This is a genomic window from Treponema sp. R8-4-B8 (assembly GCF_054786175.1).
On record NZ_BDHE01000490.1, the window covers coordinates 110,079 to 134,147 of the forward strand.

General features: G+C 43.8%; 16 protein-coding genes. 5 read left to right on the forward strand and 11 right to left on the reverse strand.

Annotated features, from left to right (window positions below; genetic code table 11):
• Positions 1–12 precede the first annotated feature (12 nt).
• The 10 genes from ACYVRA_RS17405 to glgX all read right to left on the reverse strand — a co-directional run bounded on the left by ACYVRA_RS17405 (position 13) and on the right by glgX (position 14,944).
• Positions 13–2,664, reverse strand: coding sequence for a glycoside hydrolase (locus ACYVRA_RS17405; protein ID WP_461254006.1), 2,652 nt, complete (start codon positions 2,662–2,664; stop codon positions 13–15).
• Positions 2,665–2,838: 174 nt separating this feature from the next.
• Positions 2,839–4,950 carry an InlB B-repeat-containing protein gene (locus tag ACYVRA_RS17410; protein ID WP_461254007.1) on the reverse strand — a complete coding sequence of 704 codons (2,112 nt, stop codon included), beginning with the start codon at positions 4,948–4,950 and terminating at the stop codon, positions 2,839–2,841.
• A gap of 377 nt (positions 4,951–5,327) precedes the next feature.
• Positions 5,328–5,573 carry a hypothetical protein gene (locus ACYVRA_RS17415; protein WP_461254008.1) on the reverse strand — a complete coding sequence of 82 codons (246 nt, stop codon included), beginning with the start codon at positions 5,571–5,573 and terminating at the stop codon, positions 5,328–5,330.
• Entirely contained in the window at positions 5,573–6,475 is a 903-nt protein-coding gene (locus ACYVRA_RS17420; RefSeq protein ID WP_461254009.1) for an Rpn family recombination-promoting nuclease/putative transposase, read from the reverse strand. The genes ACYVRA_RS17415 and ACYVRA_RS17420 overlap by 1 nt, the downstream gene beginning before the upstream one ends.
• A 318-nt stretch (positions 6,476–6,793) precedes the next feature.
• Positions 6,794–8,896: a metallophosphoesterase gene (locus ACYVRA_RS17425; protein ID WP_461254010.1), complete on the reverse strand. Its 2,103-nt coding sequence runs from the start codon at positions 8,894–8,896 to the stop codon at positions 6,794–6,796.
• 184 nt (positions 8,897–9,080) lie between these two features.
• Entirely contained in the window at positions 9,081–9,290 is a 210-nt protein-coding gene (locus ACYVRA_RS17430; RefSeq protein ID WP_461254011.1) for a hypothetical protein, read from the reverse strand.
• Entirely contained in the window at positions 9,290–10,141 is an 852-nt protein-coding gene (locus tag ACYVRA_RS17435; protein WP_461254012.1) for an Rpn family recombination-promoting nuclease/putative transposase, read from the reverse strand. The genes ACYVRA_RS17430 and ACYVRA_RS17435 overlap by 1 nt, the downstream gene beginning before the upstream one ends.
• A gap of 273 nt (positions 10,142–10,414) precedes the next feature.
• Entirely contained in the window at positions 10,415–12,178 is a 1,764-nt protein-coding gene (locus ACYVRA_RS17440) for a B12-binding domain-containing radical SAM protein (RefSeq protein WP_461254013.1), read from the reverse strand.
• On the reverse strand, positions 12,175–12,786 hold the full coding sequence (locus tag ACYVRA_RS17445) for a 5' nucleotidase, NT5C type (RefSeq protein WP_461254014.1): 612 nt from the start codon (positions 12,784–12,786) through the stop codon (positions 12,175–12,177). Before ACYVRA_RS17445 ends, ACYVRA_RS17440 begins: the two co-directional genes overlap by 4 nt.
• 4 nt (positions 12,787–12,790) lie before the next feature.
• Positions 12,791–14,944: a glycogen debranching protein GlgX gene (gene glgX, locus ACYVRA_RS17450; protein ID WP_461254015.1), complete on the reverse strand. Its 2,154-nt coding sequence runs from the start codon at positions 14,942–14,944 to the stop codon at positions 12,791–12,793.
• Positions 14,945–15,507: 563 nt separating this feature from the next.
• Between glgX and ACYVRA_RS17455 the strand changes: the two genes are divergently transcribed.
• The 5 genes from ACYVRA_RS17455 (at position 15,508) to ACYVRA_RS17475 (ending at position 23,411) form a co-directional block, all read left to right on the forward strand.
• Complete coding sequence (locus tag ACYVRA_RS17455) at positions 15,508–16,350, forward strand: helix-turn-helix domain-containing protein (protein ID WP_461254016.1); 843 nt, start codon at positions 15,508–15,510, stop codon at positions 16,348–16,350.
• Between the two features lie 138 nt (positions 16,351–16,488).
• A complete protein-coding gene (locus ACYVRA_RS17460; protein ID WP_461254017.1) occupies positions 16,489–19,224 on the forward strand; it encodes a hypothetical protein in 2,736 nt (911 codons plus the stop codon).
• A gap of 24 nt (positions 19,225–19,248) precedes the next feature.
• The gene (locus tag ACYVRA_RS17465; protein ID WP_461254018.1) at positions 19,249–20,397 is read left to right on the forward strand and encodes a hypothetical protein; all 1,149 of its coding nucleotides are present in this window, start codon (positions 19,249–19,251) and stop codon (positions 20,395–20,397) included.
• Between the two features lie 19 nt (positions 20,398–20,416).
• Positions 20,417–21,745 carry an InlB B-repeat-containing protein gene (locus tag ACYVRA_RS17470; RefSeq protein WP_461254019.1) on the forward strand — a complete coding sequence of 443 codons (1,329 nt, stop codon included), beginning with the start codon at positions 20,417–20,419 and terminating at the stop codon, positions 21,743–21,745.
• 76 nt (positions 21,746–21,821) lie between these two features.
• The gene (locus ACYVRA_RS17475) at positions 21,822–23,411 is read left to right on the forward strand and encodes a hypothetical protein (RefSeq protein ID WP_461254020.1); all 1,590 of its coding nucleotides are present in this window, start codon (positions 21,822–21,824) and stop codon (positions 23,409–23,411) included.
• Positions 23,412–23,415: 4 nt separating this feature from the next.
• Here ACYVRA_RS17475 and ACYVRA_RS17480 read toward each other — a convergent pair whose 3' ends face one another.
• Positions 23,416–23,994 (reverse strand): TetR/AcrR family transcriptional regulator, encoded by a 579-nt coding sequence (locus tag ACYVRA_RS17480; RefSeq protein ID WP_461254021.1) that lies wholly within the window; start codon positions 23,992–23,994, stop codon positions 23,416–23,418.
• Positions 23,995–24,069: the final 75 nt, after the last annotated feature.

The following is a 24,069-nucleotide window of genomic DNA, read 5'->3' on the forward strand; positions in this document are numbered from 1 at the left end:
GTTTTTCCGCTCCTATCTGGTAAATTTAACCGACAGAATTTGACTGCGCGGGACTGTTACATACGCCGACTTTCTGTCAGCGCTTATTATCGTATCGTCATCCGGCAGGAACATATCATAACGATCATAAGGATCACCGGTAGGCGGAGTTACCCTCGTGATTTTTGACCTGTGCGCTTTTACGCCTTTTACAAGGAATCCGTCGGGAAGATCGATTTTTACAGTACCAAGTTCATAACCGTTTAGACCGTCTGTTTTTGTGGGCGTCCAAATAACCATGCTGATTTCATTTCCGTCCTGAGACACATAGGCGGTAATGCGTACCGAAATATTGTCCATGTCGTCGGTGGTGTTGTTTACGATTGAAGTACCGCGCTCGGTAGCGCCAATATCAACAGAGGTGCCGGCTACCGTTTTAATTGTGCCGGTTATACTACCGTTAGGCAAATTAATCCTGGTGGTGTCGGTGGTATAGCGAGCATAGTGGGTTAATGCCCAACCGCGCGGAAGAGGAGCGTGTTCCGCCGCGCCAAATTGTCCGTCTCCTACCATACTATAGAAGCGTTTGCTTGCCCACCAGACAAAGGCGTTTTCGTTGTTTATACGCATAACAAGGTCTACGTCGTTCAGGTAGCGCCATACATAGTTCCATGTTGAGTCGTTGTAGTAACCGGTGGCGTTGGCGCTGTTGATGTTGTGTTCCGTCATCCAGACTTCGGTTAAGGAGCCGTCGGGTCTGGTTAATGTTTTTTTATCATCGGCGTTATTATACAGACTGTCCGTGCGTGAGCCGTAGATATGGCGTGCAAGAAGGTCTACTACCGCCCGTGATTTGGGATCCGCCAGAGTGGCGCGGTTGATAAAGGGAGTATTTGCGGATTCGCCGTTCATGGTTAACACGTAGGGAATTTCTTTGCCGCCGCCGTAGCCGCGGACGCCGTCCGTAAAATGTCCAATTTCAAGCCAGAAGTCCCTCATTTCGGTGGGGGACCATTCGCAGCCGTCGTAACCGGCGACATAGTTAGGCTCGTTTGAAATGGAAATACAATAAATGGGGGCGCCTTTGTCGTACATGAGCTGGGCAAAGGTACGCAGGTAGTTGGCAAAGAGGCGGTAGTATGACGGGATTAGGTTGCCGCCGCCGTTGATCGAGTTGTTGCTCTTCCATTCTTTAGGCGGGGTCCAGGGGCTTGCGGCGACATAGCCGCCGTATTTGTTTACGATTTTACAATTTTCATAATAGTCGGCATAGAACTGGCGCAAGGAACCGTAAACCATGTCATCCATTGTTTTTTTAATGTCGATGTTATCCGGTCTAATCATGATACGCAGTATGTTGTAACCCATTTTGTCGGGGTTATACATCAATTCGGTATCTTCGGCGTCCAACCGTGGGAAATTGTCCCAGGCGACGTGCATTCCGCCGTAACCACGGACATACTGTCTTAGGTTGGCGGCGACAGTCGGAGTCGGAATTTTGACATTCGCGTTTGCCGTCGCGGAGCCGGAGTCGGCAATACGGACTTGTACCGCTTTGCTGTTAATGGACGCTGTTTTAACATCACCGGTGACACCTTCATTTTTATTGGTGACAACCACATAATAGAAGCGGTTAGCCGGTGTTTTGGGGGGAGTGTATGTAGCGTCTGTCGCGCCGTCAATAATAGTTCCGTCCTGGTTGAGCGTGGCTTGCGCGGTCGTGGGCGGAGCGTTCCAATACCACTGGTAAGATAAGTCTCCTAGATCGGGAGATACGGCGGTTACCGATAACGGGTCGATTGTAGTATCACTGTTAAAATAGATACGGTCGGCGGGCTGTGAGTCTATGCGGGGGATGGCTGGTGCAACGCCGGGGATCATTTTAACTATCGCGGGAATGCTGTACGCGACTGCGGTTTTTGTTATGGGGTTTGCAGTGGTGCCGGAGATTACGGTGTTGGTAACTGCGGCATAAAAATAGTTTTCATTTATTTTCAGTATGTCGTAACCGGGCATAAATGAAGCTTTATCCGCCGTGGGAACGGCGGTTCCGTCCGTGATACTGCGAGTATCATTTGAGTACCATTGATAAGTAATTGTGCCTGTCGCGGGGACGTTTTCGTTTGTTTTCTGCAACATTGCTTCTACTTTGAGGGCGTTTAACGAGCGGCCCCAACCGTAATTCGCGTCTGCGGGATTTTTGTAAATGACGGGGACCAATGGGTCGCCGGGGGCGCTAAAGGCGATGGTTGCCACTTCGCTCTGTATTGTTTCTTTTGTCTTGTCTAACGCGGCGCTATTGGTGTTAGTGACAGTGACGTAAAAATAATACTTTTTACCAGGCGCGGGGCTTATGTTGGGGGTATAACTGGCGGTTGTCGCGCCGTTAATGATGTTGCCGCCATTTTGACAATATTCGTTGATATCTTCAAATTGATACCACTGGTATGTAATTGAGCCGTCCGCGGTTATCCAGTCCCAAATTTCTATTTTTAATTCGGGCGGGGTATAGGCGTCCGTGTAAAACGATCTGCTTTGCGGCTGTACGCTGATATACGGATCTGTCAGATTTTTCTGCGGGTCTTCCGCGCCGCCTAACGCGCACGCGGCAAAAATCAGCGCCACTGTAAGCGTGGCCGCCAGAATGATACCGGTAAACGCGGCTACGCCTGTTTTTTTATTCATATTAATGCTCCTCTGATATAAAAATCCCCTGGCTATTGCCAAGGGGTTCACAAGAAAAAAAGAGGTTTGTCCAGTATTGGCTCCTCTTAAATGAAACCCAACCTGACCACTTGTAAGTGGTCAGGCGGGTACTAATCTGACCACTTTAACAGTGGTCAGATAAGGCAGTTACAATTATTCAGTTGCGTAAGCTACAAGGGTAACGCTATTAATCGTGATCGTAATTACACCTGGCATTGACTTACCTGAGCCAAAACCATAGGGGTTACACTTGATGCTAAAACCGTCTGTTCCTTCAGGGATTGAGATAGTATTCCATGACAGAACGGGGTCGTTAGTGCCGTTAAGGTCAAAGTAGTTGATATTGTTAGCAGCAGCTGTAGTGTCTTTGCCATAGAAAATCTGGGTTTTGTATTGGTTACCAACTTGAGCGTTAACTACACCATTACCTCCTCCCATATCTACTGTCTCAGGATATGCAGCACTAGCCACACTTGACGCAAACGTCAAGGTATAGTCTATGACAACTTTTTCATAGGCAAATAAATTTTTATCGGCGGGTAACGTAATACCGAACCGTATTGAATCAACACCGCTTTGTCTCGTAAGCGCAGTTCCAGCCGAATTGAGTATATAAGCATCTGTTATTGTAATAGTTTTTCCTTCTGTTAAAACTGCCATCCCATTATTGGCACCATTGAGGGTTACAACTAGCGGAGCTTCAAAATCTTCCGCCGCTTTTTCTACCCATCTAGCGTAAATGGTCTGAGTTTCTTCTAAAAGTGTATTAGCTTTAACAACAGTAGCGCCTGCTGCGGCAAAATTAGCATTGGTATACCAGTTTATGAAGGTAAATCCATCCCGTGTGGGACTAACTAATGCATCGTCTAACGAATTGCCAAAACCGATAGTAACAACTGTGGGAGCCGGAGCGCCTGTGTAGTTAAGATTAAGCGTAATATCAATCTGACCTGCCCATTGCGCGTAAAGAACGGTACTGGCGGTTAACTTAGAAGCTGATGTTATTTTAATGCCTGAACCATCAGGTTTTGTATTCCAAGAAGCTAAACCGTATGTATCAGCACGTATCACTATTGGCGGGAAAACATCGGCGCCAAGAGGTGCGTAGCTTTTGGCAGGTGTTTTTAATGGGGCAGGTTCTGGTTCATCTTCGTAGGCTCCGAAGTTATAGTTGAATGTTATAACTATATCTTTAGAGGAAACATCTACAGCGGTCAAATCTACCGCTACGGGTACACTGCCATCTAACAGTTCGCGGGACGCTCCGCCATAACCGTTACTTCCATCAACAGTTGTATAGCCTGAATACGCCGCATATTTTACTCCGTCTTTAACGAAATAGAGCGGTATACCAGCTACTTCAACGCCTTCATCATAACCGAGTATTTTAATATCCCTTATGAAGAAATGGTTGTAATCAGACGCACCGGAGCCAGGAAGTCCAACGCCTAAGAACAATGTGTCGCCAGTGAAATTTGACGGAAGATTAGCTACTAGATAATCGCCAAGTTTAGATCCGCCTGTAAGGTCGTAAGAAAGGCTAAACCATTCACCACCTACGGCTGTTATACCATACTCAGACGCCAATTTGGTAGCAAGCGATCCTGCGTTAGTATCATTACCCAATTTACCTGTATCCAAAATATACGCGTTGTTTTTGTTTCCGGCACCACTTGCGTATGTCGCAATCGCGAGATTCTGCCCTTCAGCATTGCCCGTACCAGTACAGAGTGTGAAATCATCCCACACGTAATTGCCCATTAAACGGCCATTCCTAGCAGTAGCGGTGGCAAGGTCTTCATCTAATAACATATAGGACGCTTGCGCTTTTTCAAAATCAGCACCTGTTTTTCCCGCAGGAAGCTTAAATTGATAAATCAAGTAAAAAGCATTACCAAGGGTTACTTCTTCGGCTCTTGCATAATCAATTTCCGGAGGCGGTTCCTGTCCCGGTGTCAGTGTCCATTTAGCAAATAGCACTACATCGTCGGTAACTTTGTCCGTGGCAAAATTCCATTGATTAACTAAACCTTCTTCTTTGAACCAACCACCAAAATCATAGCCTGTTTTGGTCATTGCTGCCGGTTGTGTTATTGTAGCATCTTTCGCTATTCCTGTTAACCGAGTAGGAGTCGGCGTTCCACCTGCGGCAACAAAGGTAACGGAATATGTTTCCGGTGTCGGTTTTGTCGTTGTACCGTTATCGCAGCTTACAATGGCGAATACTGCAAGTACTGCCATAACTACAAAAATCGTTCTTTTCATTCTTTCCTCCAAATAATTTATAATAGGAATACTGTCCCCTCGCAGGTACGATTTTTTTTGACGCGCAACGCGCGTTTTTTTTTGGCGGTTTTTTGAATCGCCGTTTTAGTAATTTTTATCTGGTCTTTGTCCACCACAGAGTATTATAAAAAGTACAGGGCAGGGACCGGATAATCTTATTCTGTATATTAGTATATAACGCTTTTATTTTTTGTCAAGTTTTTTTTTATTTTGTTTAAAAAAAATTTATGGTTTTGGGAAGAATTCTTGCCCAAGAGCCAATGCTGAGCTCTCGGACAAGAATTTAAAGAGTGTATGAAAATTCATACACTATAAAGGGAACCTCCTGTCTCCGTTGTATTTTGCTGTTAGAAAACTCATTGTTTTAGTAACCTTTCCTCTATTTCATCAACTGATAATCCCTGTCTAAGAAGCTTAAGGATTTCTTTGCGCTCAATCTCGCGGCCTTCTTCACGTCCTTGAGTCAAACCTACACTTATCCCTTCCTCACGGCCTTCTTCGCGGCCCTGAGCCAGACCTACACTAATTCCTTCTTCGCGAGCCTCTTCTTGCCAGACTTCCTTTGCGGTGTCCCAGTTCCATTTTGCTGTTAGAAAACCCATTATTTTTTCAACCTTTCTTCTATTTCATCAACTGATAATCCCTGCTTAAGAAGTTTAAAGATTTCTTTTCGTTCTTCTTCTCGGCCTTCTTTACGGCCTTCTTTACGGCCTTCTTCGCGGCCTTCTTCGCGGCCTTCCTCGCGGCCTTCTTCTCGGCCTTCTTCACGAGCCTCTTCCTGCCAAACCTCCTTTGCGGTGTCCCAGTTCCATTTCGTTGTCAGCATGCTCATTACCTCCTTGGCGTGGTTTTCCATTAGCTCTTTCAATATATCATGTTCGCGGCAGTATTGCACGGCTTTTTTCATCGCTTCTTTTAGGGGCAGGCCCTCTTTCAGAAACTCCCTCACCTTTGATATGAACGCGCTGTATTCGGCTAGGGTTTGGCACTTTCGCGCTATCTGTTCGTTCTTGCCCTCGTTTATGTTTATTACCCTCACTTCCAGTTCCATGGCGGGGAACTTGACTTTTGAAAACTCCGTGCCTTCCGTGCTTATGAACAAATCTGATAATCTTACCATCTTCTCGTCGGGGAACGGGGCTACGCCGTTGTACAATACGAAGAACTCAGGTCTTGGGATGGAGAGCGTTGCCGATGAATAGATTTTCCTGTCATCGATGATTTTTTCATAAACCCGGCTTATGTACATTAGCAGGCGCAGCGCCATGTTCGGATTTATGCTGGACTGGTGTTCGATTAGGACTACCAGTTTTCCTCCAATTTCGAAGGAGATGTCGTTGTAAATGTCCATGTACAGAATGTCTTCAAGGGTGTTGATGACGACGGGGACATCGCGGTCGAGGGTTATCCCCTCCAGGGCGCAGTAGAGTTCTCTTAGAACGTCAGGCTTGCTGAAAATGAAGGAGAAAACGCTGTTTTTAAATTTTTTGTTCACATTTTTCATAAGTGGCCTCCAAAAAGTAATTTTTTCCGAACCTTCAAAAAGAAGGTTCACCTATATATGGCGCGAGGTGGCGGTTTTGCTTGACCGTTTTTGAAAAATTTTTGAAAATATTTCACACGGAGAACACTAAGGAAGAGGGGGTTCTTGTCCGAAGGCTAAGCATGAGCTTCACGATAAGATAACAGACATAAACCCCTTTTCCCCCTTTGTGATCTTTGTACCTTTGTGAGCTTAGTGTGAGTTCTTTGGCGTAATATCCAGATAATGATAAATTTCATGGTATGCGGCACTTCGGTTTTAGCGAAATGCCGCATATCTTTATTTTGCGCTTACTTCATAGGTATCCAACGGTGCTGGTGTTCCAACTTTTTTAGCCGTAACAATGAGTTTGCTTGCGGTTACTTTGACGTTTATAAATACGCCGGGTGATTGCTCATCGGTTCTTGCCGGGAAATACTTAGGTATCCATGTATCTGTTTTGCTGATAGCGTAAAATTTTGGTCCTGTCGCACTGGCGATTGAAAAAACCGTTCCGCCGGAGATAGGATTGAAATTCCCTGCCGATTCCATTGCTGTGAGCGAGTAATCTCCCCCAATTTTAATGGTATTCGAGCGGGCATACACATGGTCGTGGCCGGAAAAGACAATATCAACGTTGTAATCGGTGTAAATTTTACCGAATGCAGCGCGGGATTCAGGTGTCAGCCATCGGCTATTCTCTATGCCTCCCAAGGGACCGATATGCGTAAATACAATCGTATACCTGCTTAAATGGTTTTGGCGGTCTTTTTCCAGGACTTCCTTTAACCAGTTCGCCTGTCTTGTATAATCGGGGTTGCCTCCCGTACCAGTACTCGTAGCCATAGTATTGAGCATGATAATTAACACTTTATTGTAATAGAAATAATAGCTTTGACTTAGTTTCGCCTTATTCGCCTGAGTGTCTCCGCCGTTATCGGGGAATGTAATAAAAGCGTTAAATACTTCGGCTTCACCGAAACGGTATGAAGAACCATCAATAAAATAGGTATCGTGATTGCCTTGCGTCGCGATTATTGGCTTTTTGTTGTTAAATCCATTTGCCGCATTTGTGTAACTAATAATTTCATTCGGTCTTCCACCAATCGCATCTACAAGGTCACCGCCCATAAGATAGAATTTGTTATCTGTATCAAAAGCGTCGGCCGCGTTTAATACATTAACCATGTCGGTGTGCTCTTCGCTTTGCGGGTCAGAAACTACGGTAAAGCTAAAATCATCGGCATTTCCACTTGACGTTAAAAGATGGTATTCGTCCGACCACGCTCCCGGGCTGCCCATACGATATTTATAACGAGTATTCGGGGTAAGCCCGGTCAAATTCGCTCTGAAAATCTTCCTGGACCCAAAATTTCCGACAACGCCTAATGTTTGAAATGGTACGCCAACCACATTTATTGTTGTCGCATTTTCAAAATTGCCGTCCTCGTTTACATACTGCAAGGTCTGCGTCGAGTCAGTAAAATGATGCCATTGCACCAAAAACCCTGTAGACGAGTCCTCAGCAAAATTATTCGTTATATAATACGGTTTGTTGTCTCCATAGTTGCCCGTAACAGTGACATTGGCTGACGGCATCTTGAACGAATTGTCGGAAAGCATCTGCACGCTGGCCGGGGTAATAGTCCAACCAATAAATATCTTGCCGGGTGGTATTTCTTGAGTAAGCGTAACTGTTTGGTCTAATAATGCCGTTGTCATATCCGCCGTACCTCCGGTGATGGAAATTTTATACTCCACCGATACATTCAGAGTAATGGCGTGGGTTTTGGTTGAATCGCCTACGGCGGTTGCCGTAATTGTCGTCTGACCTTTTGCTACTAAAAAAACTCTTTTATCCGCTGCTACTGTCGCAATCCTAGTATTGGAGCTTTTAAGCGTGAAATCTTTTGACGCTCCACCGGTTATCTGAACATCCGCCGTAAACGTCAACGGACCATCCGATAAATTTACCGTAAGCGAATCGTCGATCTCATTGTCTTTGTATTTTAGTTTAATGCTCTTTACTGAATCCTGTGCTGTAACAATCAATGTAATGGCGTGGGTTTTGGTTGAATCGTCTTCAGCGGTTGCCGTAATGGTCGTCTGCCCTTCCGCAAGCAAAGTGACGGTTTTATCCGATACGGTTGCAATATCAAGATCGGAACTTGTGAGCGTGAAATTTTTAGACGCCTTACCGGTCACTTGAACGTCAGCCGTGAATGTTATTGTACCGTCTTCCAAATTTACCGTAAACGAATCATCAGTTATCTCATTATTATTGTATTTTAGCCTAATACTCGTTACCGAATCCGTTTCTGAATTATTATTGCAATTTTCTATGAACCCGCAAATACAAAGTAAAAACACAATTACAATTGCTAGTTTTTGGAATTTTTTCATAATATTCTCCTATAAAAGATTAAACATTTGTTAATTTTAACATATATATAATAATTTGTCAATATTAATTTATGATATTGTAACTCCTACCAAAATTCTAAGGAGAGTTTTGAGCGCACACAGGCTAGAAGAGGACTCCAAAAATTCTTCGCGGTGTCCCAGTTCCATTTCGCTGTTAGAAAACTCATTGTTTTTCCAACCGTTCTATTATTTCATCAACTGACAAGCCCTGTTCAAAAAGCTTAAGTATTTCTTTGCGCTCAATCTCTCGGCCTTCTTCGCGGGCTTCCTTGCGAGCTTCTTCTCGACCTTCCTTTCGGCCTTCTTCTCGGGCTTCTTCCTGCCAGACTTCTTTCGCAGTGTCCCAGTTCCATTTTGCTGTTAGAAAACCCATTATTTTTTCAACCTTTCTTCTATTTCATCAACTGATAATCCCTGCTTAAGAAGTTTAAAGATTTCTTTTCGTTCTTCTTCTCGGCCTTCTTCTCGGCCTTCTTCTCGGCCTTCTTCGCGAGCCTCTTCCTGCCAAACCTCTTTCGCGGTATCCCAGTTCCATTTTGTTGTCAGCATGCTCATTACCTCCTTGGCGTGGTTTTCCATTAACTCTTTTAATATATCATGTTCGCGGCAGTATTGCACGGCTTTTTTCATCGCTTCTTTTAAGGGCATACCCTCTTTCAGAAACTCCCTCACCTTCGATATAAACGCGCTGTACTGGGCTAAGGTTTGGCATTTTTGCGCTATCTGTTCGTTCTTTCCCGCGTTAATGTTTATTACTCTCACTTCCAGTTCCATGGCGGGAAACTTGACTTTTGAAAACTCCGTGCCTTCCGTGCTTATGAACAAATCCGATAATTTTACAATCTTCTCGTCGGGGAACGGGGCTACGCCGTTGTACAGCACGAAAAACTCAGGTCTTGGGATGGAGAGCGTTGCCGATGAATAGATTTTCCTGTCATCGATGATTTTTTCATAAACCCTGCCTATGTACATTAGCAGACGCAGTGCCATGTTCGGGTTTATGCTGGACTGGTGTTCGATCAGGACTACCAATTTTCCTCCGATTTCGAAGGAAATGTCGTTATAAGTGTCCATGTACAGGATGTCTTCAAGGGTGTTGATGACGACAGGGACATCGCGGGTGAGGGTTATGCCCTCCAGGGCGCAGTAGAGTTCTCTTAATACGTCAGGGTTGCTGAAGATGAAGGAGAAAACGCTGCTCTTGAATTTTTTATTGATACTCATAATTGAGCCTCCTCAAAAAGTGTTTTCCCTATATGGGTGCGGACTCGCGGTTTTGCTTGACTGTTTTTGAAAGTTTTTTTGGAAAATTATTCTACCACGAACCACACGAACCAGAACGAACCAAGAGAGATTAGAGATTTACTACAAATATACGTGTAGTAGATAGTCGGAGAATCAGGGGGTTTTTGTCCGAGGGCTGGGCGTGGGCTTTACGATTGGATTGCGGACAAAAACCACCTCTTCCCTCTTTGTGTTCTTTGTTTCTTTGTAATCTTATTGTGAGTTCTTTTCGATTAAATTTTCATGTAAAATATCAGTCGCCACTTTAATCAATTCCCACTTATCAATTCCCCAATTTTTTCCGAAATGCTCAAAAAGCCCATCCGAGAGCGCCATAAATTTCTCAAAAACCAGTCTGCTTTCAATAGAAAGCACTCCGCGGTTCACAAGCCGCTCCCAAAAAGCGGCGAAGTTTTTCACCCGCCGTAAATCAACCTCGGAAATTGATGAAGTTTCTTCTATTTCATAAGGCGGCTTGCGATTGTAACGCATACCGAACACATCATTGTGTCGCGAAATCGGCGCCCCCGGAAGCTGTTTTAAAATACCAACCTGAATCTCTACCTGCGGATTTTTCGCTTCGCGCTTTTGAGACAAGTCGCCGTCTTCGCTTACCGCTTGCCAAAGACGGTCGAATCCCATGCCAAAGGACTGTAGGTCTTCCCCTGGCAACCCCGCAATAAGATCCGCATGAATAATAGCATTAGTATTTTTCCGTAAAAAGCGAATAGTTTCCAATTCTTTTTCCGGATTAATAACCTGATTCCGCCACCCCGGCCTGCGAATTCGCGCAGAAACTTCGCGGTTTAATGTTTGAACCCCGATTTCCAACCGCAGTGAATCCGGCGGAAACCGCGCTAGTATTTCACATAACTCCCTATTAAAAAGCGAAGGAACCATTTCAAAATGAACGACAAAAGGAGCAAATCCCTCTCCCCCTCTCTCCTCCAGTTTCCGAAGAAAAAACTCACAAATTTTTACAGCGCGTTTAATATTAGCGTTAAAAGTCCTATCCAAAAACTTAAAAGTCCTCACCCCACGATTAACAAGTGTATCCATCTCATTCAAAAACTTTTCAAGCGGAAATTCCCTAACCGCTCCGCCACTCTCCATCGCCTTTACCGCGCCCTCCCGCTCTTCTGCCTCTACCGCTCCACCAAGCTTTTCCGATTTTACCGCTCTATCGCTTTTCTTTAACATTTCCGCTCCGCCACGCTCTTTCGCTCTAACCGCGCTAAGACAAAACTCACACTCAAACGGACACCCCCTACTTGATTCCACATAAATTAATTTCCGCGCAATATCTTCATCCGTATAGAGATGATAGGCAGTTTTTATCTCAGTTAAATCATCTTGCATATTGAAGATCATATCTTTAGCGCAGGTACGCAAAGCCCTGCCAGCTCCGGATGGCTGGCATTGATTGACGCACGCTTTGGCGTGGCCGTTTGGGAAATTCAGCCATATGTCGCCGGCAGAGCTTTGCGTACCTGCGCTAAACATTTTATTTTCATTTTGTAAGAGGTTTTTATGGGGAGTAAAAAAAGCCTCTCGATCAGAGGATAGTTGATTGCAATTTAGGATATTTTCACATAGCATACAAAATGCTTTTTCTCCCTCTCCGCAAATAACATAATCCGCAAACTTAAAAATATCCGCATTATCAGATAAGAAAGAAACTTCGGGACCACCCAAAACGATTATGGGTCTCTGCCCACCGTACGCTGTCCATTGATGTTCCAGCGCAGAAAGCAGTTCTATCGTAGCAAGGTGGTTCCAAATAGAGACCGAGACTCCTAAAACGCCAGGACGCGCCGCAAGCAGGGGCGCTGTCATTTCACATAACGGTTGGCGCAGGGCAAACTCGATTATTTCGCATTGAGATTCAAGAGAAGCGAGATTGGCTTTTAGGAGACGCAGGGCTAGAGAAGGATGTGTCCATTTGGCGTTAATTGTCGTAAGAACAATAGCGCTCAATTAACAAAGAGCCCCACAGTGCCGGTTTTCCATTCTTCGCAGGCTTCCATTACAAGTTTTTCAACGTCAAACCAGTTTTCGGCGCGGGGGCCGGGAAGATCGCGATTTGTGGAATTACTAAATACAATTGTTTTACATTCCTGCTTGCGTAGACTGATAATGTTATCGGGAGTGTCGTCAATATAAACGTGCGCGCCGACAGCGCCTTTGTCATTCATAAAGCAGATGTCCCAGTAGGGAATGTCGTAATTGTCAAGCCAATCTATTGTTTGTTTAATTGTCGCGGCGTGGGAATATTTTAAAAAAAGCCGATGTGTGATAATGCGGATTCTTATGCCCTTGCTGGATAATTTCCGCAGAATAGCCGGAGCGTGGCGAATCGGTTCCATGCTGCCGAAAATATTTCGCTGCGTTACGGCGAATCTGTGCAATCTGTCGTAACCGCCAAACTCGTCGATATCCCACTCTTTAAAACCGTAAGAAACTTCGGTAGTAAGGGATTCAACCGGTCTGTTTAGCCATTCGGCGGCGATTTTTCTCATCTCGCCGTAAAAATCGCCGACTACTCCGTCAAGATCAACGCCAAAAATAAAACTGCTGTCATCCATTTTTTTACGTTTCCTTTGAAATTAAAATTACTATGCTTCTTGCTTTAACCGGAAAAGAACGCTGAGAAGCAAGAGCCTCTTCACTTCCGGGCAAAAGAATATCGTTAGGTGACGACAGCCCCGTATCGACGGCGCGAAACCATTTTTTCTTTGGCGGCGGATCGGCGACCGTAAAATTTTTAAGATCGGAATTCGCATTAAGCATAATGTAAAAATCATTATCATCCCTATCAGCTAACGTGTCGGCTTTTGTGCCAATCAGGCGTAAAGCCAGATAATAGCCGATCTTTTCCCAGTCGATAGAAACGCCGCCTTCGTCGAACCATGTAATATCGGGAATCGCGTTATACGCGCCGCCCCTGCCGGTGTAAAATTCAGGGCGCATAAAACCAGGATGCCTAAAGCGAAAAGCAATCATTTCTTTTACAAAACGGAACACACCGGCATTTTTTTCTAGCAGCGACCAGTCGTACCAAGAAATCTCGTTATCCTGACAATAAGCGTTATTATTGCCGCTTTGAGTACGTGCAAATTCATCGCCGCCAAGAATCATAGGCGTACCGAGCGAAACCATCATAGTGGCGAAAAAATTCTTTATTTGCCGCTCTCGAATAGTACTGATAATAGGATCGTTGGTTAATCCTTCAATCCCGTAATTATAACTGAAATTAGCGTTACTGCCGTCGCAGTTATTCTCTCCATTTTCTTCGTTATGCTTATCGTTATACGAAACTAAATCATTTATCGTAAAACCGTCGTGGCTTGTAATAAAGTTGATTGAGTGAAAAGGCTTGCGCCCATCGCGCAAATACAAATCGGAACTGCCGGCGATACGGGTAGCCAGAAACCGCGTTTCTTTTAAATCACCCCTCCAGTATCTTCGCACATCATCGCGGAATTTATCGTTCCACTCCGCCCAGCGCCCTCCGGGAAACCATCCCACCTGATAAGCGCCGCCCGCGTCCCACGCCTCCGCGATAATTTTTGTCGAATTTAAAACCGGGTCTTCGGCAATCTGTTCAAGAGTCGGCGGATTTTCCATAATCCTCCCCGATTGATCGCGCCCAAGAATCGACCCCAAATCAAAACGGAACCCGTCAACATGCATTTCCATAACCCAATAACGAAGACAGTCCATAATGAACGTCCGCACCACAGGATGATTACAATTTACGGTATTGCCGCAGCCTGAATAATTTTGATAGAAACGTTTATTTTCGTTTAGTATATAATAGACTGAATTATCAAGCCCTCGAAAAGAAAAAGTCGGCCCCTCTTCATTACCCTCGGCGGTGTGGTTAAAAACAATGTCAAGAATTACTTCTAAACCCGCCTTATGCATTTCCCGCACCATTTCTTTAAATTCGTTGACCTGTCCGCCCGGACTTTTATCCGAAGCATAAGAGCCCTTCGGCGCAAAAAACGCCGCTGTAGAATAGCCCCAGTAATTGGTCAATTTTTTTCCGGTGCGCGTATGATGGTTGATCATTTCATTTTCGTTAAATTCCTGAACAGGCAAAAATTCCACGCTTGTTATTCCCAAATCTTTTAAGAACGGAATTTTTTCGATTACTCCGCGGTAAGTACCCGGATGTTCCACTCTCGAATTGGGATTAGCGGTAAGCCCCTTAACATGAGTTTCATAAATTACGCTGAAACGAAGCGGATAATTTAGCGGCATATCGCCCTGCCAGTCAAAATTATCATCGACTACGATACAGCGCGGCTGATGAGCGATGTCATCGTCGTAAGAATAGGTAAGATCGCGCCCCGGTTTCTCGGTATCATACCCGGCGCATTTTCCGTAATCCCAATCGCTAATATCGGTCAAAGCTTTAGCGTAAGGATCGAGCAAAGTTTTATGCGGATTAAACCGCTGTCCCTTTTCAGGAACATACTGACCATCGGCGCGGTACAGATAACAAGTCCCCGCCTGCAACCCTCTGATGAAACAGTGCCAGATATTTCCAGTCTTATGAGTCTTTTTATCAAGAGGGATTTCCAACCGCGGGCTATTTTTTTCCGCCGACTCAAAAATAATAAGCGTAATCGCGGTAGCGTGTCTCGAAAAAATCGCGAAATTAACGCCCCCATGAGCCAACGACGCCCCCAGCGGCAACGCCTTTCCCGTTTCCGCCGTAAGATTGATAAGAGTCATAAGTAAATCATATCATAGAAACAAAAGTAAAACCATAGCTAATAATCACCTATTCCCGAAGAGATTGAAGTAAGGACAGGCTCGATTGTTTTGATCTATTCGCCATTTAAGGTATCAAAAACAAGACCTAATGTTTCCTGATTGACATGCCTATGTTTAATGGTATATATAAGCTCATCTAAAATTTTGACGGGTATATCAGAAATTTTTTTCTGTATATAATCAAGACCAATTAGAATCGCTATCATATTTAAATGTAATGAAATAATCAAATTATTTCTTTAGCAAATAGGTTTCTAATTCTGTTGAATTGTTAGCAGTCTCTACCGGATTATTACTCATATGCCACGAGCTTCCTTTAGAATGGTTTCACATTCTTCCTTTGTGTGAGAAAAATTTTTAAATCCCTCTAATTGTTGTTCTAAAGTATAATTTGACCTATTTATAGAAGATTTTTAGGCAAAAATTATCTTGACTTTATACCTAGTTAATACTAATATTTAGTTTATACCTAAAAAACATTGTTTAATCAATTTTGATTAGCTTGCATTCTGGAGATTATTATGGATGGCTACCCGCCACCAAACCCCGATTTTTACAGTCCTGTGATTGATGATCGGATTATTCCTGAAATTGGGTACCTTGTGTATCGTGAATGTACGCCTGAATGGGGAATTAAACACAGATTGCCGGTCTTTAATTATTGGGATATAACCTATGTAACCCAGGGTTCCGCGCGTTATATTATTGACGGGATAAATTATGACCTGACAGCGGGCGATTTGCTATGTTTTCCGCCCGGACATACCCGTGAAGCAAGAACCTGGCCTGACAATCTTATGCACTGTTTCGCGGTAAATTTTACCTTAAGAAGCTTTGAAGAAGGGAAACCGGCTGTAATTCCTCTGCCAATTGTCAGCCATATCGGCATAAGAGAAGATATTATCCAGCTTTTTAACGAGTTGGTTTTTACATGGATTAACCCTCAACCGCTTTATACTTTTAAAATTCGCGCTTTGTTTATGCTTATCCTTCACCGGTTTATGGAAACCGCGTTGTATAATACCAATTCAACGGTTAGTGATTCACGCATTCAGAAAGTGTTGCGCTTTATCGCAACCCATTATCCGGAAAAAATTACCGTAAAAAAAATGGCAAATCTTTGTAACCTTGATCCTATTTATTTTGGAGCTTTATTTAAACGCGAAACAGGCATGACTATGTTGCAATACCTTATAAAAACACGTATAAAATACGCGGAAAATTTCCTGAGAAGCGGCGAATTTAGAGTTTCAGAGGCGGCAGAACGTTGCGGATACGGCGATATATATCACTTTTACAAACATTTTAAGCGTATATACCGGATTTCTCCTTCATCGTGTATTCCTAGAAAAAGCAAACATTAACATATTGATTTTATACCTAAAAAAACATTGTTTTATTAATTGAATGGAAGCATAATATAGATACTTAATTTTTATTGAAGAGAGTGTTCTGTAACGGACAGCATTCCGCGTAAACCAATATTTCGGAGGAAATCAATAATGAAAAAAACTATGATTTTAAAAATACTGGGCTTTTTGGTGATTATTCTGTCAGTTATAACCTGCGATATGAGTTATGAAGCTCCGGTAACGCCTGTGGACGCGGTAATGCCGCAAATTACAACACAGCCAACTGGCGGATCAATCGATATTGAGACAGAACAAAGTTTTACTATGACTTTTACGGTCGCCGCTCTTGAGGAGGGTGAAGGCGAATTATCTTATCAGTGGTTTTCCTATACAAGGCATATTGAATATGAATACCATACAGGGAAGTTGATTCAGAACGCGAAAGGTACTTCTTATACCGCCTCTTTTACCGGAGAGGGAGTTTACCACTTTTACGTTATTATCACTAACACTAATGAGAATGTAACAGGAAGGAAAATTGTATCGGTTAGAAGCGATCCGGTAACGATTGTCGTAAATGACGGTAGAAACGCCAGATACCCAATTATTACTAAGCAGCCGACGGGCGGAAGTGAAGTTTTCTTGGGATCAAACATGACAATAACCCCATTGGATGTTACTGTCACTGACAACATTAAGGATACCGATAAGGACGAGTCGGGCTACCACTGGGATATAACATACCAATGGTATGAAGCAAGAACGCCGACTAACGATAATGGAACATTAATAGAAGGCGGTACAATCCGATCTTTCAATCCTATGGGACGTATTCAAGAGGTAAATGAACCCGGTGACTATTACTACTTTGTCGTTGTTACCAATACTGATTATAGCGTTACAGGACGTAGAGTATCCTCTGTTATAAGCAGCCCGGCTTTAATACGGATAAGTAGAAATCCAAACGCCGCCGTGCCGGAAATAGCCAGTCAGCCTTCGGGGGAAATTTATTTTATAGGGAGTTCCGCTACTGTTACCCCGCTAACGGTGACGGCGGAATCCAACGATGGCGGTACGCTAAGTTATAAGTGGTATTCCAATACAACGTCCTCTAATAAAGATGGGGCAGAGATACAGGGAGCAACCAAAAGTTCTTATACTCCTACCATTAGCACAACTACAGCAGAACGATATTACTATTATGTAGTTATCACTAATACCAATACATTCGCGACAAACCCAACCTCTACTACGACCAGTAAAGTTGCGGAGTTAGTTGTAATATCCCCGTCTACGGACGCTTCAAAAAACCCGAACGCGACTATAACCATAAACCTTGATGACAAATATCAGTTTGTCCGAGGTTTCGGCGGACAGGACGTGGTATGGAGTAATTTTCCGGACTACACTATGGCGGATTATGAAAATATGTTTAACCCTGACAGGCTGGGGTACAATATGCTCCGTATTATAATATCGCCACAAAATATCGACATAAATGAAACCATGTATCAGATTACCAATAACCTGTTATGGCCCGAAAAACACAGGGAGAATTATTACGAGTTTGTCAAATTGGTCAACAGATACAACGGCTATGTCCTTGCAAGCCCCTGGAGTCCCCCGATGGAATGGAAGACCAATAACAGCACAAACGGCGGCGGCTCGCTTCGTACCGCAAATTATCAGGATTATGCATTCTATCTGAGGAACTTTGCTCAGAATATGTACAATAACGGCGCCCCGATATATGTAATTTCCATACAGAACGAGCCTAATTATGTGGCAAGCGGTTATGAGGGATGCGAATGGACAGGCGTTCAAATGAGGGATTTCTTCCGGCAGGTGGGGCGCTTTACTAAAGGGGGTGAACAAGGCAGCAATAAAACCGTTTATGCCGGCAATGTACCGGGTTATGGCGGAGGGCGGGAATTGCCTTATGTTCTTACAATGAACGGAGAATCCGCAAATAATATCAATATTAACAATAACGCGATGAACGATATTACCGTGTCTGCGTCAGTTCCTACTCCGGCAAAGCAGTATATCGATCTTATTGGCCGGCATATTTACGGCGATCGTGATACCAACTACTACAATACCGCCAATAACGCAAATACCATATACCATCCTACTGATCCAAGAGAAGTCTGGATGACCGAGTATAACCTTAACGGCAATAACGCGGATGAATATAATTTGGATTCAAGATGGCCGTGGATATGGCAGTTCTTAAATTCCATTGATGTTACCATACGGAACAATCATGAGAGCGGTTATATATGGTGGTCTTTAAAACGTTTCTACAGCATGATCGGCGACGGCCAATATGGTACCGCCGACCATCAAATTCTCCCACGCGGTTGGGGAATGGCGCATTTTGCCAAGTTTGCCAACGAAACTTACCGTGTTGGCGTTACATACTCAGGCACACTGGCTGACAGAACGACTACGCTTTCCAAAGACAATATTAATCCTGACACTTATACCAATTTATCAGGCGTAACTGACAGTACCAGTAATCTTCCAAGTAGGGCGGTGAAAGTAATGGCTTTCGTAAGGCTAAAAGGCGGGGAAGTGTATCCGGTCAACTGGAAGGGGCAGAACGTATCCATGGACGATATTAGCGAAATTAATATTGTAATGTATACTCCTACGCTTACAAATAACACAGGAGGTTATGATTTGGGTACCGTTAAATTGCAGCTTCCACAAGGCTTTACAATCAGAGGCGCGACAGCCATGAGATCAACCGAGGCGGATGTGGGTGATCGCCAGAATCCCAAAGAGCCGGTCTGGGAAACTGTGGATATAAACCAAGATAGAAACTCCGCTTATGTAACGCTGCCTGTCAGTCAGATTCTTTCGGTAAGATTTACCAGATAACGGCGGTTTCGAGGAGGAATGTTTGTGAAAAAAATTTTTATTGTACTGTTAGCGGCGGTGTCTTTCGTTTCGGTATTCGCCCAGGAGTTTAATGTAGGCGGAGAAGTAAAGGGCGGTATTCTTTGGGAAAAAATCGAAAATAGACAGCCGGATGTGGATAATATTGAAAGGGTCAGACTGAACAGTAAAGACGACGCTGGCGACTCTTATGGGCGCTTCCGCATCAACGCGGACTACACTAATGCCGCGGGAAATCTTGGGATTAAAGCCCGCTTGAATTGGGACAATTATACCAGCAGTAACGGCGGGCCAACGTGGTCCTATGCTTTTGGCTGGGGTAATTTTTTTAATAATCAGCTTACTTTATCTCTTGGAAAGCTGGGTGGGTCGCCGTGGGGTTCCGGCGGGCCGGAAATGTGGCGGGAACTGGAAGTGTCAAGTTTCGGCGGAATGCGTATTGAGTATAAGCCTTCTTTTGTTCCCGGAAAATTGAATATTGGTTTTGTATTGAATTGGTATGATGATGTCGCCGACGCGGGAGGCACAAAGGAACCTACAATTCTTGATCTTTTACAGGAATCGGTAGTAGGCATGTCCTACGCCAATGATTATTTTATGCTGCGTTTTGCCTACCGTTTTGACAGCGATCTTGACAAGGGAGGGGCAAGATCAGGAAGCGACGGACAGGAGGGAACCAAGTTTGTGTACCGCGTTGAAGAGTATATGCTAAAGAGAGCGCTAGACGGTCTTTCGATATGGGCGCTTGGCGAGTTTACAGGGATTGGAGCCAGCGACCCAAGTTTTTTCTTTACCAGAAACTGGCTCTTTGTCCAATACGCGCCTACGGATTTTACCGCACAGATACGCTTTGGGTTTGAAAAATCCGAGAACCGCGCTGTAGCGTACGCGAAACCATATTTCGCTTACAACTTTCTTGGCAAACTGATTGTACCCAGCATAATGTTCTGCTACGCGCAGGATTTCGGCGAAGGCAAGAGATACCCCGATTCGCCATTCGCGTATTTGGAATTTGAACCTAAGGTACAGGTGAACTTTTCTCCCGGCGCTTATGTCGCTTTTTCATATTACTACAGGATGGAGTATAAATACGCCAGAACTCCGCCGGAAGAGCAAACGCAGTGGATGAATCTGCGTTTTGGCATAACATATTAATTTTATGGAGGATTTGAATATGAAAACTAAAATTACTTTTGCGCTTATCGCAAGTGCCGTGTTGATGAGTTTCTTTATGGCTTGCGCCCTGGAAGAAATCAAATATCCGATTACCGTATCCTTTGATTCCAGAGGGGGAACTAATGTAAAACCTGTAACTCTTGAAAGAGGTCAGAGTCTGGGAGGCAAGTACCCTACCCCGACAATAGACGGGGCCGCGTTTAAGACATGGTATGACGGATTTAATGAATGTACTAAAGATACCAAGCTTTATGTAGATGTTACATTGGTCGCGCATTGGGAATATGAATTGGTTACTGTTACATTTGATTCTAATAACGGTACGCCAGACATTGCCCCTATTACAGTACCAAAAGGCTCAAATTTAGGCGTCAGGTTCCCCAGTAATCCAAGACGGCAAGGTTATACTTTGGATAAATGGTCATACGGCGATAATGCGGTTCTTACAAGTGACACTCCGATTACCGCAAACATTGACGCAACAGCGCAATGGAGACAGTTGGGGGAATTTACCGTAACCTTTAACACCGGCGCAGGAGCCACAACTATAAACTCCATAAAGGTATACGCCGGTGATTGCATAGATGAATGGGAAAATCGGTATTCGAATCTAATTCCTCAATATACGGATCCCGTACCTCCGCCCGCAACCGGCCGTTCTTTTAGAGAATGGGTATTTGATCCTGACGGGCAAAACATTATATACACCGGACGCACGCCAATCACGCGTAACACTACATTGGTCGCACAGTGGCGTTATGTTGTAGAGGAAAAAACATTCAACATAGATTTAAGCTACTGTCTTACCGTTCCGGGGGAGGAGTATGAGGATACGGTAGGCGAAGGCGATAAGGCTCAAGTTTACACACGGCATAGGGGAGATAATCATCCGTTACTTAATTACCCTCTTCCGACTGTGACCCTTAATGATGATGGCGCTTATGTCTTTACTTTTAGCGAGAAAAATTCAGCTATAGCTATAGAAACTTCGGAAGAATTAAGGGCACTGCTGTTGGTAGCAAATTCCGTTACCGTGGAAGTTGATGGAACGGCGGGGCCTGACGATCGCCTCTTCCGTATACTTATAGGCAATACTATTACATACGCTGAAGGTTGGAATTTAACCAAAAATCATTCTCCCGATCCTATGATACCGTTTGAACAACTCAAACAGAAAGATCTTGTAATTGAAGAAGGAAACAGGGAGAAGAAGCCTGATGATGTAGATTATGTTTTCTTTCAGACAAACAGAATAGGCGCCACTGGTCAAGATTATGATACTCCTACCGTGGCTACTATTAAGTCCATTAAGATTACGGTGAGATAAAGCCATCAGGGGCTGTCCGAAAAGTTGTTTTTCGGACAGCCTTGTGGTATAATAACCTTAATTGGGGAGGTTCTCGGTGAAGAAAAATTTTCTACCCATACTTGCTTTTGTTTTATGTATTCTATTCATTGTAATAGGCTGCGGCAATAATTCATCGGGGAATAACCCTGATCCAATCGATCCAGAAAAAGAATATGTCACCATGAGCTATAACGCCAACGGTATACTGGGTATTGATATGCCCGAATCGGTACAGGTTGAAAAAGGCAAGCCAATACCTGCCGCACAGCTCCCCGCCTTGAGCGGCGGTAATATTTTTGTCTTTCACGGTTGGTCCGCGTCGGCATCCGGCGGCGTAGTTACGAGTAACCCCCAGACAGACTTTACCGTCTACGCCTATGCTGATCTTGAATTTACGGAAAAACTTACCCTGGGTAACGGTCAGTTCGCGCTTTACCGGTTTGACATTCCCGAAGATCAATCCTTTGATGATTACACCAAAATTATTGTAGATTATCTTGTGGAAGATGAAGATCAAATTAACAACACAAATGTTGGAATGATTCTGCATGGGGTTTATAACGGGCTTATGTTTGAGCAAGTAAAAAATAACGATCAGGTGATCGGCATACGGTTTCCCCTTGCGAGCAATACTACCAATGAGTCAATAATAAATAACCTCTATAGTTCTGTTAAGTTAATTGATCAAGGCTTTTCTGTCGGCAAGTGGAAGACTGTTGAATATACGCTCTACGGCAATCGGCATGGCAGTTTTGATAACAAGTACCTTCCCAAAGCGGACGACCTTACCAAATACATTTATTTCGGTCTTGGGATAACGGCATCAGCGGGCGACGGCGCATTCACTTCTTACACAAAAAACATCAGGCTCAGCAATGACGCGGGTGATAAAACAACAGCGTCAACCGGTTCCGGCTTTAGCGTACCGGCCTTCGCCGCAACTGACTCTCAATGGGAGTCTAACCCGCGTGAAACAATAGCCGGTACTGCCGACGCCTCTTCCAAAACAACTTTGCCGTATCTCGTGGAAAGACATATTCTGGGTAACGGCCAGTTCGCGCTCTACAAGTTTGACATTCCGGCGGAAACTACGTTAGGTGATTACACAAAAATTATCGTAGACTACATGATTGAGAACCCGATTATTGACGGTGAAATTTACGATATACTTGAAATAAGAGACGGCAGAATGAGGCTTATGGGGGCTTACACCCAGGATAAACTCCTTCCAGTGGAAAAATCTGGCGTTACGGTCGGCTATAGAGTCAATATGCCGTCAAGCGCTACTAACGATCCTTCCATACTGAATAATCTTGTGGCTTCTGCCAGGTTAGTAAAGGTAGGTTTCTTTTCCGGCCAGTGGAAAGAATTTGAATTTCCGTTTACGGGCAATAGGCCTACTTATTACGATTCGGGTACATACTTCCCCGCAGATACATCAGGAACAATATATTTCGGACTCGGAATAACTACTATTACAAGTCAATTTACTTATACTTCCCACATCAGAAACATCAGAATGACCAACAATGACGGTACTAAGACTCTATCCCCGTCACCGGTCGATTATGATCTGCCGGCTTTCTATGCGGCTGATAGTACGTGGAGTATGAATTCACGGAAAAAGGTTTATTTGGAAAAATAAATGCTTAAAACTTAATCTGATGTTCAGTCCATTTCATCAGCATTTTGGCTAATTGGGAAACTGGCATCGCCATGTTGTTTTTTAGCCAGTGTTGAATCAGGCCGATAGCGCCGTGTACTAGGAAAACGGTATAATAGGGCATTGTTTCTTCGCTTTGTTGTTTCTCGGAGAAATACTTTGTTATCTGATTGTGCATAACAAAGTGGTATAATAATTTTTTTTGAAAATCAAGATCGCCGTTTTCACTTAATAATACGTGAATGGTGTTGCCGTTATTCGCGATATAGGTCAGCATTTCTTCAACCATTTGGCCGGTTTCTTTTTTTGTCTGTTTATCCTTATACCTGTTCAGCATGTCCTCAAAATAATCAAGTGTTTCGTCTTCTATTTGCTTTAATAAATCGTATTGATCTTTATAATGATCATAAAAAGTCGAGCGGCTTATGTCGGCAAGGTCGCATATATCTTTGACGGATACGCTTAAAATTGACTTTTCTTTCATTAATTCCGTTAAACTTTCACGTATTACCATCTTTGTATAACGGCTCTTGCGGTTTTCTTTTTTTCCCGTGTTATTTACCATGTTTTCTCCCTACATTTTAATTAAAAATGTAGCGTATCAAACAGGAACATAGCGTTGTGTAGGATACACTTCAAA